General features: G+C 34.2%; 14 protein-coding genes. 10 read left to right on the top strand and 4 right to left on the bottom strand.

Features of this window, described 5'->3' with window-relative positions; genetic code table 11:
- Positions 1–23: 23 nt before the first annotated feature.
- Positions 24–374 carry a hypothetical protein gene (locus BA768_RS17180; RefSeq protein ID WP_065721758.1) on the top strand — a complete coding sequence of 117 codons (351 nt, stop codon included), beginning with the start codon at positions 24–26 and terminating at the stop codon, positions 372–374.
- A gap of 50 nt (positions 375–424) precedes the next feature.
- On the opposite strand, the gene BA768_RS17185 is transcribed toward BA768_RS17180, so the two are convergent.
- The 3 genes from BA768_RS17185 to pdhA all read right to left on the bottom strand — a co-directional run bounded on the left by BA768_RS17185 (position 425) and on the right by pdhA (position 4332).
- On the bottom strand, positions 425–1270 hold the full coding sequence (locus tag BA768_RS17185) for a GLPGLI family protein (RefSeq protein ID WP_065721759.1): 846 nt from the start codon (positions 1268–1270) through the stop codon (positions 425–427).
- A gap of 363 nt (positions 1271–1633) precedes the next feature.
- Positions 1634–3241 carry a pyruvate dehydrogenase complex dihydrolipoamide acetyltransferase gene (locus tag BA768_RS17190; RefSeq protein WP_065721760.1) on the bottom strand — a complete coding sequence of 536 codons (1608 nt, stop codon included), beginning with the start codon at positions 3239–3241 and terminating at the stop codon, positions 1634–1636.
- Positions 3242–3330: 89 nt separating this feature from the next.
- Positions 3331–4332, bottom strand: a complete 1002-nt coding sequence (gene pdhA / locus BA768_RS17195) for a pyruvate dehydrogenase (acetyl-transferring) E1 component subunit alpha (protein WP_034676062.1) — start codon at positions 4330–4332, stop codon at positions 3331–3333.
- Positions 4333–4458: 126 nt separating this feature from the next.
- Here pdhA and BA768_RS17200 point away from each other — a divergent pair, with 126 nt between their 5' ends.
- Together BA768_RS17200 and BA768_RS17205 are read left to right on the top strand one after the other, a co-directional pair.
- Positions 4459–5106, top strand: a complete 648-nt coding sequence (locus BA768_RS17200; RefSeq protein ID WP_065721761.1) for a phosphatase PAP2 family protein — start codon at positions 4459–4461, stop codon at positions 5104–5106.
- A gap of 40 nt (positions 5107–5146) precedes the next feature.
- Positions 5147–5620, top strand: coding sequence for a BlaI/MecI/CopY family transcriptional regulator (locus BA768_RS17205; RefSeq protein WP_065721762.1), 474 nt, complete (start codon positions 5147–5149; stop codon positions 5618–5620).
- A gap of 91 nt (positions 5621–5711) precedes the next feature.
- Here the strand turns inward: BA768_RS17205 and BA768_RS17210 are convergent, their stop codons facing one another.
- Positions 5712–6083 carry an RNA recognition motif domain-containing protein gene (locus BA768_RS17210; protein WP_034676057.1) on the bottom strand — a complete coding sequence of 124 codons (372 nt, stop codon included), beginning with the start codon at positions 6081–6083 and terminating at the stop codon, positions 5712–5714.
- A gap of 259 nt (positions 6084–6342) precedes the next feature.
- Here BA768_RS17210 and BA768_RS17215 point away from each other — a divergent pair, with 259 nt between their 5' ends.
- The 7 genes from BA768_RS17215 to BA768_RS17245 all read left to right on the top strand — a co-directional run bounded on the left by BA768_RS17215 (position 6343) and on the right by BA768_RS17245 (position 14057).
- Positions 6343–6744: an acyl-CoA thioesterase gene (locus BA768_RS17215; RefSeq protein WP_034676055.1), complete on the top strand. Its 402-nt coding sequence runs from the start codon at positions 6343–6345 to the stop codon at positions 6742–6744.
- Complete coding sequence (locus BA768_RS17220; RefSeq protein ID WP_065721763.1) at positions 6741–7301, top strand: helix-turn-helix domain-containing protein; 561 nt, start codon at positions 6741–6743, stop codon at positions 7299–7301. Before BA768_RS17215 ends, BA768_RS17220 begins: the two co-directional genes overlap by 4 nt.
- A gap of 179 nt (positions 7302–7480) precedes the next feature.
- Positions 7481–10213, top strand: a complete 2733-nt coding sequence (locus BA768_RS17225; RefSeq protein WP_065721764.1) for a heavy metal translocating P-type ATPase — start codon at positions 7481–7483, stop codon at positions 10211–10213.
- A 97-nt stretch (positions 10214–10310) separates the two neighbouring features.
- Positions 10311–11042 (top strand): DUF72 domain-containing protein, encoded by a 732-nt coding sequence (locus BA768_RS17230; RefSeq protein WP_065721765.1) that lies wholly within the window; start codon positions 10311–10313, stop codon positions 11040–11042.
- Positions 11043–11157: 115 nt separating this feature from the next.
- Positions 11158–12021: a polysaccharide deacetylase family protein gene (locus BA768_RS17235; protein ID WP_065721766.1), complete on the top strand. Its 864-nt coding sequence runs from the start codon at positions 11158–11160 to the stop codon at positions 12019–12021.
- A gap of 135 nt (positions 12022–12156) precedes the next feature.
- Positions 12157–12816, top strand: a complete 660-nt coding sequence (locus BA768_RS17240) for a YggS family pyridoxal phosphate-dependent enzyme (protein WP_065721767.1) — start codon at positions 12157–12159, stop codon at positions 12814–12816.
- Positions 12817–12872: 56 nt separating this feature from the next.
- Positions 12873–14057: a sigma-54-dependent transcriptional regulator gene (locus BA768_RS17245; protein ID WP_034676039.1), complete on the top strand. Its 1185-nt coding sequence runs from the start codon at positions 12873–12875 to the stop codon at positions 14055–14057.
- The last annotated feature ends 21 nt before the right edge of the window (positions 14058–14078 follow it).

Below are 14078 nucleotides of genomic sequence, written 5' to 3' on the forward strand. Positions count from 1 at the left end.
AAAATCATTAATCCTAGAATAAAATGAAATTAAAATTAACAACCTTCAGCTTAATGTTAATTGGGCTTGCAAGTATTGCCTGTAGGCAGGGTGAAGAAACTTTCGATCAAGAGGAGCAGGTTTCTTTACACGAGGATGAAAATCAGATGAATGCAAGAGATTCTACTGGTTCGACTCCAAATTATGATGACAATGATCCACCGAAGAATGGTACTCATTGGAAAACAACCGCTGAAGATACAATTAAAATCATTACTCCGAAAAGTTTTATTGGAGGTGTATTAGATTCTTCATCAGACACAACTCCTGGTAACAACGACGCAGATCCGCCTCAAAATCCACCAAAAAACGGCACACACTGGAGAGCAAGATAATCGATAAAATAAAAAAACCTGTTGACAAATGTCAACAGGTTTTTTTATTTTCATTTAAGCAGATCAAGCTCAAGAAGATTATTGTCTTTCGCATTATTTTCTTTGGCTGCACGATCTTTATCTCTCAAAATCTTTTCAATATCCAGCTGTTTTCCGCTTTCATCTACCATTATCATTTTCGTGCTTCCAGACATCATTTGTCGCATACCTTTCGTAGGATTTTCTCTGCTATCAATAAACTGTTTTTTGTACTTTTCCTCGTCAATCGAAATAATACTACCGAATACCTTCTTTTCAGAATCACTTACCCATTCCTGATCAGGTCTTAGTTTTTTAACTTCTTTCAAAACAAATGAATGGCTTTTTGTTTTATCCTCCAGTTTAATAATTATTCCTGGTAAACCATTAAACTTATACGGTCCATCCTGAATCGGGATATTCGGAGTAAACCATGCTGTCCAGACTCTGCCTGCAAAATGACAAACAGCTTTCTGGGTACTGAATTCCCCTATTTTTTCTTTTTCAGACAAAATCCTCCACTCCAATTTCCTGTTATCAGAAACTTTATATTTATTCATATCAAGATTATTGTAAAAAGTGACATTGTATTCCGGATATGATTTTTCAACTACAAACGATACCTGCCCATAATCTATTCCTGTAAAATCCCTTGTTTGCTTTTTTATTCTATCCTGATGTATAGAATCTGCAATGCTTTTTTTATGGCTGTAAAACTTTGAGCCTTTCTTTGCAATATCAAGTAACATTATTTCTGAAGTCACTTCATTTTTTTGGGTAGAATCACTTATGAATCTATATTCGTATACAAAACGTTGATTTTGTCCCCACAAAACTGTTGTTATAATGAGAGCAAATATTGTATTAAAGGTTTTCATTCAAAAAATGCTTTAATAATTATTTTATTAGATCTAATTCAAGTATATTGTTGTTCTTAAGATATGCTTCTTTTTTTCTTTTTTCTATATCTTTCATCATCTTATTGGTGTTGCCTGAAGCATCTTTGAACTCAACTGTTCCGCCGTTGGCTAAAAGATTTCTTATTCCTTTATTTGGATCAGCCCGATCATCAAGTAAACCTTTTATATTTCTCTACATTTAGATTTTTTACTAAAATATATCTTTTTACCGAATCGGGCAATATTTAAAGTTTTCTATTGAATAGTTTTTGATTTTATGATCATAACAACACAAAAAAACCTCTCGAAGTGAGAGGTTTTAATTATTTATATTTCAAAAAGTTACAGTAACAATGTTAAAGGACTTTCTAAATACGTTTTTAAAGTTTGTAAGAACTGAGCTCCAGTCGCTCCGTCTACCACTCTGTGGTCACAAGCTAATGAAAGCTTCATGATATTTCCAACTACGATTTGTCCGTTCTTAACGATTGGTTTCTCGATAATTGCACCTACAGAAAGGATTGCAGAGTTTGGTTGGTTGATGATACTTGTGAACGTTTCAATTCCGAACATACCCAAGTTTGAAATTGAGAATGTAGAACCTTCCATTTCGTTTGCTTTAAGACCTTTAGATTTAGCTCTTCCAGCCATATCTTTTACAGCAGCAGAAATCTGAGTATAGTTCATATGATCTGTATTCTTAAGCACAGGAACAACCAATCCGTCAGGAATTGCAACCGCTACACCGATATTAATGTTTCCTCTATGAATGATTTTATCACCTGCCCAGCTTGAATTTACCTGCGGGTGTTTTCTCAAAGCAACAGCAGTCGCCTTAATAATCATATCATTGAAAGAAATTTTAGTATCAGGTAATGAATTGATTTCTTTTCTAGCCTCAATCGCCTTATCCATGTTGATTTCAACCATCAGATAATAGTGAGGCGCAGAGAATTTACTTTCAGAAAGACGTTTAGCGATAATATTTCTTACCTGGGAATTCTGAGATTCTGTATCTTCTCCCTGAACGAAACTTAGTGCAACCTGAGCAGCAGCCGAACTTGCAGCCGGAGCTGAAGATGCTGGTTTTGCAGAAGGCTGATAATTTTCAATATCTTTTTTAACGATTCTTCCGTTTTCTCCTGAACCTTGTACAGAATTAATATCAACGCCTTTATCCTGAGCCATTTTTTTAGCTAATGGAGAAATTGCAACTCTGTCTGAAGATGAAGTATTTGCTGCCGGAGTCGCTTTCTCTTCTGTTTTAGCTTCAGATTTTTGTTCAGCAGGCTTGTCAGAAGATTTAGCAGCAGCTTTTGGAGCACCAACCGCAGAAACATCAGTTCCTTCAGGTCCGATAATTGCCAAAACGGTATCTACAGGGGCAGCTCCACCTTCTTCAACACCTTGCTTTAATAAAATTCCATTAAATTCAGATTCAAAGTCCTGAACAGCTTTGTCGGTTTCGATTTCAGCAAGAAGATCACCTTCTTTTACCGTATCACCAACATTTTTATGCCATTTAGCAACCTTACCTTCCGTCATGGTATCAGAAAGACGAGGCATTGTAATCACTTCTACTCCAGCCGGAACTTCCGCAGAAGTTTCTTCAGCTGCAGTATCATTTGATTCTGCTTTTGGTTCTTCTTTTTTGTCTTCAGAAGCAGCACTCGGAGCAGCTGCTCCGCCTGTTAATCCTGAAATATCTTCTCCTTCATTTCCGATAATCGCCAAAACTAAATCTACTGCAGCAGCTGAACCTTCTTCAACGCCAACATATAAAAGTGTTCCTTCAACTTCAGATTCAAAATCCTGTACTGCTTTATCAGTTTCGATTTCGGCTAAAATATCTCCTTCTTTTACCTTATCTCCTACTTTTTTATGCCATTTAGCCACTTTTCCTTCCGTCATTGTATCGGAAAGACGTGGCATTGTAATCACTTCTGCCATAATATATATTGATTTGAGATTTGAGATTCGAGATTTGAGATTAGGGAAACTCAAATTCAAATGCCAAATTAATTATTAATTATTATTTTTTAGTTTTCTAATTTATCTAAGAATGGATAATCTTCCTGAGCGTAAACATATTCGTAAACTTTTTCAGCATCCGGATATGGAGAATTTTCCATAAACTCGATACATTCTTCTACGAAATCTCTCGATTTGTTATCAGCAGCTTCCAATTCTTCTTCAGTTGCCCAATTATTAGCCAAAATTCTTGCTTTGATCAATTCAATCGGGTCATCGTTTTTAGCAATTGAAACCTCTTCTTTAGATCTGTACGGTTCAGCATCAGACATTGAGTGACCTCTGAAACGGTAAGTTCTAGCTTCAATGAAAGTAGGTCCGTCTCCTCTTCTTGCTCTTTCAATAGCTTCGTAAGCAGCTTCAGCTACTTTCTCAGGATCCATTGCATCTACTGCAAGACAAGGCATTTCGTAGCCTAAACCTAGTTTGTAAATATCTTCGTGGTTAGCTGTTCTTTTTACAGAAGTTCCCATTGCGTACTGATTGTTTTCAACCACAAAGATTACAGGAAGCTTCCAGTTCATTGCCATGTTGAAAGTTTCGTGAAGAGAACCTTGTCTTGCAGCACCGTCTCCGAAGAAACAAATATTTACTGCTTTTCTGTCAAAATATTTATCTGCGAAAGCAATACCTGCTCCCAATGGAATTTGTCCTCCAACAATACCATGACCTCCGTAGAAACGGTGTTCTTTGCTGAAAATGTGCATAGATCCACCCATACCTCCGGATGTACCTGTCGCTTTACCACAAAGTTCAGCCATGATTCTTTTAGGATCTACCCCCATCGCCATTGGATGAATGTGACATCTGTATGCAGTAATCATACTGTCTTTTGTTAAATCCATTGCATGCGTAAAACCAGCAGGAATAGCTTCCTGGCCGTTGTACAAATGTAAAAAACCTCTGATTTTTTGTTTTAGATAAAGAGAACGGCATTTGTCTTCAAACCTTCTCCACATTGTCATATCTTCATACCACTTGAGGTATACCTCTTTAGAAAATTCTTTCATGTGCGAGCTTCTTGCTTATTTATTATGAAATAGTTGAGCAAAAATATAAAAAAAACTTCGTTTTTATTATATGCGCAGCAATAGTTTTTTTACTTATAATGTTATATTTACATTTCAAACTAATTTATGGAAGAAAAAAAGACCTCGTTACTGCATATTATCTCAAGAATTATCTCAGATTTTTTTAATCCATTAGTTTCTCTGTTTATTTATTTCGTGTATTTCAGTATTCAGAATTACACTTTAAAAGATGCAGTTACTCATTTTTTGCCGATTCTTTTGATCACCATTCTTCCTATCATTATTTGGATTGTCTGGAATGTAAAAACGGGACGATATACCAATATGGATGTTTCCAACAGAGTTCAGAGGAAAACACTATATATTTTCATAGCAGTCTGTATTATTTCATATTTACTATTTAATTATATCAAACATGGTTTCATAGATTTTGTAATGCTGTTTATTCTGATTCTTCTATTCGCTTTGCAGTTTAGTAATTTATATATTAAAAGCTCGATGCACACAGCATTTAATGTTTTTGTGGCAGCTTTATTTTTTGCTTTTGACATAAAAATAGGTTTTGTTTGGCTTGCAATTGCAATTTTAGTGGGAATTACGAGAGTGATTTTAAAAAGACACACCATAAAAGAGGTATTTATGGGAGCCGGAATCGCTTTTTTAATATCTTTTATTTATCTTTATTGCAACAATAAGTATCAGCGTAACGATATACCCACTGAGGTTATTCCTGTGGAGACTACTATTAAGTAAAAATACGCTACTTTTTATTTTATAAAATTTAAATTCAAATATGAAAATAAATCATCTTACTTCTGCCGAAGAAAACCTAATGAAGTTATTTTGGAAGCTGGAAACCTTTTATTTAAAGGATGTAATGGAACAACATCCGGAACCGAAACCACATCAAAATACCGTATCAACCTATTTAAAAATATTGGTTGAGAAAGGTTATTTATCTACAGAAAAAGAAGGAAGAATTTTCAAATATTCTGTCATTGTGCCTTTTGAAGAATACAAAAAGTTTTTACTGAAAGAACTTTCACACCAGTTTTTCAATAATTCAGGAAAAGAGATTTTGGAATTTTTGTTTAATGAAAATTTAATCTCACAAAAAGATCTTCACTCTTATTTCGACCTGAAAATCGAGATGAAACCTGTGAAGACTAAAGAACCGAAGCTAGAATATGCTGAAGAGATTCTGAATCCTAAGAAAGATAAAAAAGGAAAGGATAAGAAAAAGAAGAAGAAAAAGAGTGAGAATTAGTTTTTAGAGAAATAAAATCTAAAATCTTCAGGGCTCATTGATTTCAAAAATAAAGACATAAAAAAAGCGGCTTAAAAGCCGCTTCATTTTTTTACCAACGATTCCCACCGCCGTTATTTCCTCCACGGTTGTTGTTACCGTAACCACCACCGTTTCCACCACGGTTGTTACCATAACTTCCACCACCGCTTCTGTTATTATCAAAACTTCTTCTTGGTTTTTCTTCTCTTGGCTTAGCCTCAGATACGTTAAGAATTTTACCGTTGAATTCTTTTTGGTTAAGTGCTTCAACAGCTTGTTGTCCTTCTTCGTCTCCCATTTCGATGAAACCGAAACCTCTAGAACGGCCCGTTTCTCTGTCTGTTACAATTTTAGCTGATGCTACATCGCCAAATTCTGCAAATAAGTCGTGCAACTCATATTCTTTAGTTGCGTAATTGATGTTTGAAACAAAAATGTTCATTTTAAAAAAAATTAAATAATTAATATAAGTTTGGTATATAAAAGAAAAGCAACATAATAAATGAACATGATATTGATTCCAAATATAAACAGGTGCAAGATACAATTAAAAATTTCAAATCAAAACTTTTTAATGATTTAATTAAAACCATTTCAAAATTATTAACATAAATGTTAAACTATCACTAATTTTTTAATGGCCAACTGTTTGAAAAGATTATTTTAAAAAGCTAAATTTGTATTGGAAAATAGTACAAAACATGAATTATCATACAAGAAAATGGGTAAAACCGGAAGACTTAAATCCTAATCAATCACTTTTCGGAGGCCGTCTTTTACAATGGATTGATGAAGAAGCTGCTTTATACGCTGTTATTCAGCTTGAAAATAAAAAAATCGTTACCAAATTTATATCAGAAATCAACTTTGTAAGCTCAGCAAAACAGGGCGACATTATCGAAATCGGAATTGAAGTGACAAAATTCGGTTCTACGTCACTTACTCTCGCTTGTCAGGTTCGAAATAAAATGACGCATCAGACGATTATTACTGTCGACAGAATTGTAATGGTAAATCTTGATGAAGACGGAAATCCTGCTCCACACGGAAAAACTCAGGTTGAATTTGTGAAAGATAGGCTTAAACCTAAAGATGAACTATGAAGATTTTCATAAAAAATATGGTTTGCGGAAGATGTATTTCTGCTGTTTCAAATATTTTTAATGAATTTAAGATTAAGATAAACTCCATTAATCTTGGCGAAGTAGAAACAGAATCTGAAATTTCAAAAAAAAACATTCAGCTTATTGAAAATCGCCTTTTGGAAACAGGCTTTGAAAGAATAAAAGATACTGCCCATCAATTGGTTGATAAAATCAAAAATCTTATTATTATTAAAATCGGAAAGCTTGATATTGATGAAAATTTTTTGTTGTCGAAATTTCTAAGTTCCGAATTACACAAAGATTACAGTGCGCTTTCGAAAACCTTTTCGCAAAACGAAAATATCACAGTAGAACAGTTTTACATTCTTCAAAAAATTGAAAAGGTGAAAGAACTGTTGCTTTATAATGAATTTAATCTGACAGAAATCGCCGGAAAATTAGGATATAAAAGTGTTCAGCATTTATCATCACAATTCAGAACAGTTACCGGCTTCACTCCTACCGAATTTAAAAAACTGAAAGTTCATACCAGAAAACCTCTTGATAAAGTTTGAGAGTTGTAGCGTTGTAGCGTAAAATAACACATTCACAAATCCAATTTTAGTGACCCTAAAACACTCCAACTCTCCCACTTCCCCAACCCAACAACCTCCACAATATTGTAAACATTATCCTTAAATTTATAACAGCGTACAAAATCCTTTTCGGAAATTTGTCGTATAAATTTAGAATCATGCACCAACAATATAAAGTTTTAGGAATGACCTGTTCAGGTTGTCAGAAAAAAATTTCAGAAAAACTGAATAGTTTAGATGGAATTTCCGCCATTGTCAACCTTGAAAACAGCACCGTTGAAATTCAATCAGATAAAGAGATTAATTTAACGAAAATCAATCAATCACTTTCTGAGATTGGAAATTACAGGGTTGAAGATCTTAAAAAAGCTGATCATACTTTTGTAAAACCACAGGATCGCGTTTCTCCTTCCTCGGTTTATTATTGTCCGATGGAATGTGAAGGTGATAAAGTGTATTTCCAGCAGGGAAAAAGATGTCCAACCTGTAATATGTTCTTGGTCCCGATCGAGGAAAAATTAGCAAAAGATCCTAATTATAAGCCAACTTATTCTTCTACCAACCTTCCCGAAAACTTTAAAGACCATATCGGAAAATATTACTGTCCGATGTTTTGTGAAGACGACAAAGTATATGACGAAAAAACAGATTGCCCGGTCTGTCACATGCACCTGGAAGAAATAACAGAGGATTTGGTTAAAAATTCTGGGTCACATTCTCATCATCACAATCATCAACAAGAAGCGCCGAAAGTCACCGATGATAAGGCGGGAAGATACTATTGCCCGATGTTTTGTGAGGGAGGCAAAACGTATGACAGTAACGTTGGTTGCCCTGTTTGCGGAATGGATTTGGTAAAATATCCCGAAAAAGGTGAAGAAGAAACTGATGACACCTATCATATTTTAAAAAGAAAATTCATTATTTCTTTAGCTTTTACAATTCCGGTTTTTATCTTGTCAATGGGCGGAATGTTAATCGATTTTCCATTTTCACATTATACTCAGGGTATTTTCGAATTAATTCTTACGCTTCCTGTTTTATTCTATTCCGGATGGTTTTTGATGAAAAGAGGCTGGGTTTCATTTAAAACCTGGAACTTAAATATGTTTAGCCTAATTGCTTTGGGCGTAGCTGCAGCATTTATTTTCAGTGTTATTGCTTTGGCTTTTCCCAATTTGCTTCCACATGAAATCCGGGGACACAATCATGAAATTCCACTTTATTTTGAAGCCGTTTGTGTGATTATGACTTTGGTTATTCTAGGTCAGTTAATGGAAGCTTTAGCTCACAAAAAAACAGGAAATGCCATTAAAGAACTGATGAATCTTTCTCCTGATGAAGCTAATTTAATGGTTAATAATGAAGAAAAAAAAGTTCCGCTTTCTGAAGTGAAAATTGGAGATTTATTAAAAGTAAAACCAGGCGAAAAAATTCCTGTTGATGGAAAAATTATTGAAGGAAATTCTGTCGTTAATGAAAGTATGATTACCGGTGAACCCATTCCTGTTGAAAAAAATATTGACGACCAGGTAACTTCCGGAACAATCAATGGAAATCAGGTTTTCATCATGAAAGCTGAAAAAGTGGGTGATGAAACTTTGCTTTCCAAGATTATTAAAATGGTAAACGATGCAAGCAGAAGTCGTGCTCCTATTCAGAAACTGACCGATAAAGTGGCAAAAGTTTTTGTTCCGGCTGTTATTTTTATTGCGGTAATTACGTTTATTCTATGGCAGATTCTTGGTCCTGAAGGTCAGAAAACATTGTTCGCTTTTGTAAATGCGGTTGCGGTTTTAATTGTTGCCTGTCCATGTGCTTTAGGTTTGGCAACCCCAATGTCTTTGATGGTTGGAATCGGTAAAGGTGCTAAAAACGGAATTCTGATTAAAAATGCTGAAGCCCTTGAATTGATGAATCAAGTAAATGTTTTAATCACTGATAAAACAGGGACTTTAACCGAAGGGAAGTCATCTTTGGAATACATTCAAACTATCAATCAATCTGATCAGGATTTAATTTTAAAATTAGCCTATTCATTGAATCAAAACTCAGAGCATCCCTTGTCGAGTGCCGTTATTAAAAAAGCAAAAGACCAAAATATATCTGCTGAAAAAGTCGAAAAGTTTGAAAACATTTCAGGAAAAGGCGTAAAAGGAATTGTTGATGGGAAAAAGGTGTACTTAGGAAATGAAAATCTTTTAGTTTCAAATAAAATTCAAATTCCTGAAGAATTGAAACTAAAAGCTACGGAAATTCAATCGAAAGCTCACACAATTTCATACATCGCTCAGGAAAACGAAGTTTTAGGATTTATAAGTTTTACCGATAAAATCAAGGAAAGTTCGAAAAAAGCTGTCCAGCATTTATTAAATGAAGGAATTGATGTCATCATGATGACCGGAGACAACGAAAATACTGCAAAAGCTGTTGCAGATGAACTGGGCATCAAACATTTTAAAGCCAACTGTCTTCCTGAAGACAAATTAAATGAAGTTAAAAAGCTTCAACAGCAAGGAAAAATTGTAGCTATGACCGGTGATGGAATCAACGATTCTCCCGCTCTTGCACAGGCAAACATTGGTATTGCAATGGGAACAGGAACCGATGTCGCCATTGAAACGGCAGAAATCACGTTACTAAAAGGAGACATTTTAGGAATTGCAAAAGCAAAAATTTTAAGTGAAAAATTATTAAGAAACATCAAAGAAAATCTATTCTTTGCATTTATATACAATGTCTTGGGAATTCCGATTGCGGCAGGATTGTTGTATCCGTTTTTTGGTATTCTCTTATCACCAATGATTGCAGCGGCTGCGATGAGCTTCAGCTCTCTGTCGGTGATTTTAAATTCATTGAGATTGAATTCTGTGGATTTGGAAATAAAATAATTAAACTCTCGCAGATTTGCTGATAGCGCAGATTATTTTTGTTTAATGACTATTTAAATCTGCTCAATCCGCTTAATCTACAAGAGGCAAATAAAATATGGAAAAAGAAAATATCTACATCGGCTGTTCGGGTTTCTACAATAATGACTGGAAAGGTTCTTTGTATCCCGAAGATGCGAAAAGTAAAGACTTTCTGACTTTATATTCTAAAGAATTCAATGCTGTTGAAATCAACTCAACTTTCTACAGAAAACCTACCGCAAAAACTTTATTGAAATGGTTTGAGGAAACTCCCGAAGATTTCAGATTTTTTATTAAGATACCTAAAGGTATTTCTCACGAAAAGCGTTTAAAAGATTGTAAAGAAGAAATTCAAGAATTTTGTGAGCACATTCAAACTCATTTAAAAGAAAAACTGTCGGGCTTTTTGTATCAGTTTCCGCCTTCATTTAAAAATACGGAAGAGAATTTAAATTTAATCATTCAAAATTTAGATTTTGATTATCTCAATGTCATAGAGTTCCGAAACGATTCCTGGTGGAATGATGAAATTTATTCAATTTTAAGATCAAAAAAAATTATCTTTTCAGGAGTAAGTTTTCCCGGAAATCTACCTGATGATTTCATCATTAATCATGCTGAACTTTTTTATTATCGGCTCCACGGAAAACCAATTCTTTATAAATCTGAATATCCTGAAAATGAAATGAAAATCTTAGCTGAAAATATTTTAAAATCAAAAAGGAAAGGTTTTGTTTTCTTCAATAATACTTGGGGAACCGCCGCTGTAAAAAATGCCATCGAATTGAATAAAATTCTTCAAAAATAATTTCATTAAAATTTCATTAAAAAGTGAAAAAAAAAATTATTTTGTGGTATAAATTTTGTTAACTTTACTTCGTAAAATTTAACAATTTTTAACAACTTAATTTCCACTAATTTTTATGAAAAAAACTTTTGCGGGAAAAACTCGAAATAAGAGTTTTCTCGGGGTGTTTGCAGTAATGAGTGCTGTATCAACATTATTTATCGGCTGCAATCAGAAAATCGAAGTAAAAGAATCTGAAAAAATTCTTTCGAAAGAGCCTCCCGTCGCAAAAGTCCCAAGAATTGATGATGAAGATGTCCCTTCTGATAAAAGAGTAATTTATCTTACTTTCGATGATGGCCCCAATCGAGGAACCGAAAATCTTCTGAAAATATTACACAAAAGAAACGTCTGTGCAACCGCTTTTCTTGTCGGAAAGCATGCCACAGACAGCAAAAGGCAAAAAGACGATCTTGAAAAAATGAGAGCAGATCAGCTGATCGAGCTTGCTAATCACAGTTATACACACGCCCACAACAAATACTCAGATTTTTATAAAAATCCTGATGCGGTCGTAAAAGATTTTGACCTTGCCAAAGACAGTTTAAAACTTACAGGAAAAATAGCAAGAACACCCGGAAGAAATATTTGGAGACTCAACAACATTAATGTAACCGATCTCAAAAGTTCTTCCGAAGCTGCAGATCAATTAAAAATAGCGGGTTATAAAGTAATCGGTTGGGATCTTGAATGGAAACCTACGAACAAAATGAATTTAAAAGGAAATCATGAAGCGATGCTGAAAAAAGTAGACAGCATTTTCTTTAACGATCTTGAAAAAACATCAAGACATTTGGTTTTCCTTACGCACGACCAATATCTTAACGATGCAGATTCGATTAACGAGTTAGATTTATTTATAGAAAAATTACAGAAATCAAATCGTTTTGTTTTCAGAAAAGTCTCGGCTTATCCGAAAATCAATGAGATTTTGAATTAATATTTTACTCTCACAGATTTTCACAGATGTTTATGTTTTAAATATTCTCATTGATCCGTGTAAATCTGCGTAATCTGTGGGAATTATTTAATATAAAAACATCTTTTTTTATTTTAAAATTCGGAAATTTGCAGCATGAGTATTCAGGAAAATTACAAAGCGATAAAAAATCAATTGCCGGAAAATGTTGAATTGGTTGCCGTTTCAAAAACACATCCCGTTTCTTCTATTCAGGAAGTATATGATTTAGGACAAAGAGTTTTTGGTGAAAATAAAGTTCAGGAACTCACTGAGAAATACCCATTGCTTCCGAAAGATATTCAGTGGCATCTGATCGGGCATCTTCAGACCAATAAGGTAAAATATATTGCTGAATTTATTGACACCATTCAAAGTGTGGACTCTGAGAAACTTCTAAACGAAATCAATAAAGAAGCTGCAAAACACAACCGTACAATTAAAGTTTTACTTCAGGTAAAAATCGCTGAAGAAGAAAGCAAATTCGGCTTGGAGATTTCTGAAGCCAAAGATTTGTTTGATAAATTTATAAAAGGAGAATTTACAAACATTAAAATTACAGGTTTGATGGGAATGGCAACATTTACAGAAGACGAAAATCAAATAAGAAAAGAGTTTTCTGTTTTAAAAAATCTGTTTGATGAATTGAGCCAAATTCAAAAAATGGAAACTTTATCGATGGGAATGAGTGATGACTTCCCTATTGCCATTGAATGCGGTGCCAATTCGGTACGTGTAGGATCGGCAATTTTTGGAAGAAGAGATTATTCAAAGTGAAATTTAGGAATGATATTTGCTAGTAATCAAGCAAAAAATTAACTAAATTTGCAACTATGCAAAAAATCCTTATTGTAGAAGACGAAAAAGCAATATCCGGAGTACTTCACAGTATTCTTTCGGATGAATTAACCGATTATGAATTTGTCATTGCTGATGACGGTTTAGAAGGCTATAAACAGGTTGAGAAAGAAGATTTCGCATTGGTGATTTCAGACATCAAAATGCCAAAACTTTCAGGAACAGAGCTTTTAAAGCAAAGTTTAGCCCTGAAACCTGAAACAACATTCATCATGATTTCCGGTCATGCCGACATCGATTCTGCAGTTTCGTGTTTAAAGGATGGTGCATACGATTTTATTTCCAAGCCAATTGATATCAACAGACTGATAACAAGTGTGAAAAATGCCTTGGTAAAGGAAACTCTTAAGAAAGAAAACAAAAATCTTCAGACCGAAAATAAAACCCTGAAAAAGAAAGTCAACAAAAAATACCAAATGATTGGTGAATCTGCTGCCTTGAAAAAAATTCAGGATATGATCGAAAAAGTTGCCGCTTCGGATGCAAGAGTTTTAATTACAGGTCCAAACGGAGCCGGAAAAGAATTGGTAGCTCATGCGATTCACAACCTAAGTGAAAGATCAAGAGGACCGATGATTGAGGTAAACTGTGCCGCTATTCCTTCTGAATTGATTGAATCTGAACTTTTCGGACATGTAAAAGGTTCGTTTACTGGAGCAATTAAAGACAAGCAGGGGAAATTTGAGCAGGCAAACGGAGGAACCATTTTCTTAGATGAAATTGGAGATATGAGTCTTATCGCTCAGGCAAAAGTGTTGAGAGCATTGCAGGAAAGTAAAGTTTCTCCTGTAGGAAGCGATAAAGAAATCAAAGTGGATGTAAGAGTTTTGGCTGCAACCAACAAAAATATGCAGACAGAAATTGAGGCGGGAAGATTCAGAGAAGATTTATACCACAGACTTTCTGTTATTGAAATCTACGTTCCGCCATTGGATGAAAGAAAGGAAGACATCAGTCTTTTGGTAAATCATTTTTCGGGAATCATTGCTGATGAACATGGTACTGCCATGAAAAAATTTGATGATAAAGCGATTGATGCTTTAAAAGCTCTTTCATGGACCGGAAATATCAGAGAACTTAGAAATGTGGTTGAAAGATTAATTATTCTTGGAGGAAGCTCTGTTTCTGAAGAGGATGTTGCAAGTTTTGTAAGAAAATAATTTAATTATTAATTAAAATAA

The organism is Chryseobacterium sp. CBo1, from assembly GCF_001693475.1.
Lineage (GTDB): Bacteria > Bacteroidota > Bacteroidia > Flavobacteriales > Weeksellaceae > Chryseobacterium > Chryseobacterium formosense.

Excerpts from the sequence above, each read along its gene's own strand:
- BA768_RS17180 (WP_065721758.1), top strand. The coding sequence starts at position 24 with ATGAAATTAAAATTAACAACCTTCAGCTTAATGTTAATTGGGCTTGCA.
- BA768_RS17185 (WP_065721759.1), bottom strand. The coding sequence starts at position 1,270 with ATGAAAACCTTTAATACAATATTTGCTCTCATTATAACAACAGTTTTG.
- BA768_RS17190 (WP_065721760.1), bottom strand. The coding sequence starts at position 3,241 with ATGGCAGAAGTGATTACAATGCCACGTCTTTCCGATACAATGACGGAA.
- pdhA (WP_034676062.1), bottom strand. The coding sequence starts at position 4,332 with ATGAAAGAATTTTCTAAAGAGGTATACCTCAAGTGGTATGAAGATATG.
- BA768_RS17200 (WP_065721761.1), top strand. The coding sequence starts at position 4,459 with ATGGAAGAAAAAAAGACCTCGTTACTGCATATTATCTCAAGAATTATC.
- BA768_RS17205 (WP_065721762.1), top strand. The coding sequence starts at position 5,147 with ATGAAAATAAATCATCTTACTTCTGCCGAAGAAAACCTAATGAAGTTA.
- BA768_RS17210 (WP_034676057.1), bottom strand. The coding sequence starts at position 6,083 with ATGAACATTTTTGTTTCAAACATCAATTACGCAACTAAAGAATATGAG.
- BA768_RS17215 (WP_034676055.1), top strand. The coding sequence starts at position 6,343 with ATGAATTATCATACAAGAAAATGGGTAAAACCGGAAGACTTAAATCCT.
- BA768_RS17220 (WP_065721763.1), top strand. The coding sequence starts at position 6,741 with ATGAAGATTTTCATAAAAAATATGGTTTGCGGAAGATGTATTTCTGCT.
- BA768_RS17225 (WP_065721764.1), top strand. The coding sequence starts at position 7,481 with ATGCACCAACAATATAAAGTTTTAGGAATGACCTGTTCAGGTTGTCAG.
- BA768_RS17230 (WP_065721765.1), top strand. The coding sequence starts at position 10,311 with ATGGAAAAAGAAAATATCTACATCGGCTGTTCGGGTTTCTACAATAAT.
- BA768_RS17235 (WP_065721766.1), top strand. The coding sequence starts at position 11,158 with ATGAAAAAAACTTTTGCGGGAAAAACTCGAAATAAGAGTTTTCTCGGG.
- BA768_RS17240 (WP_065721767.1), top strand. The coding sequence starts at position 12,157 with ATGAGTATTCAGGAAAATTACAAAGCGATAAAAAATCAATTGCCGGAA.
- BA768_RS17245 (WP_034676039.1), top strand. The coding sequence starts at position 12,873 with ATGCAAAAAATCCTTATTGTAGAAGACGAAAAAGCAATATCCGGAGTA.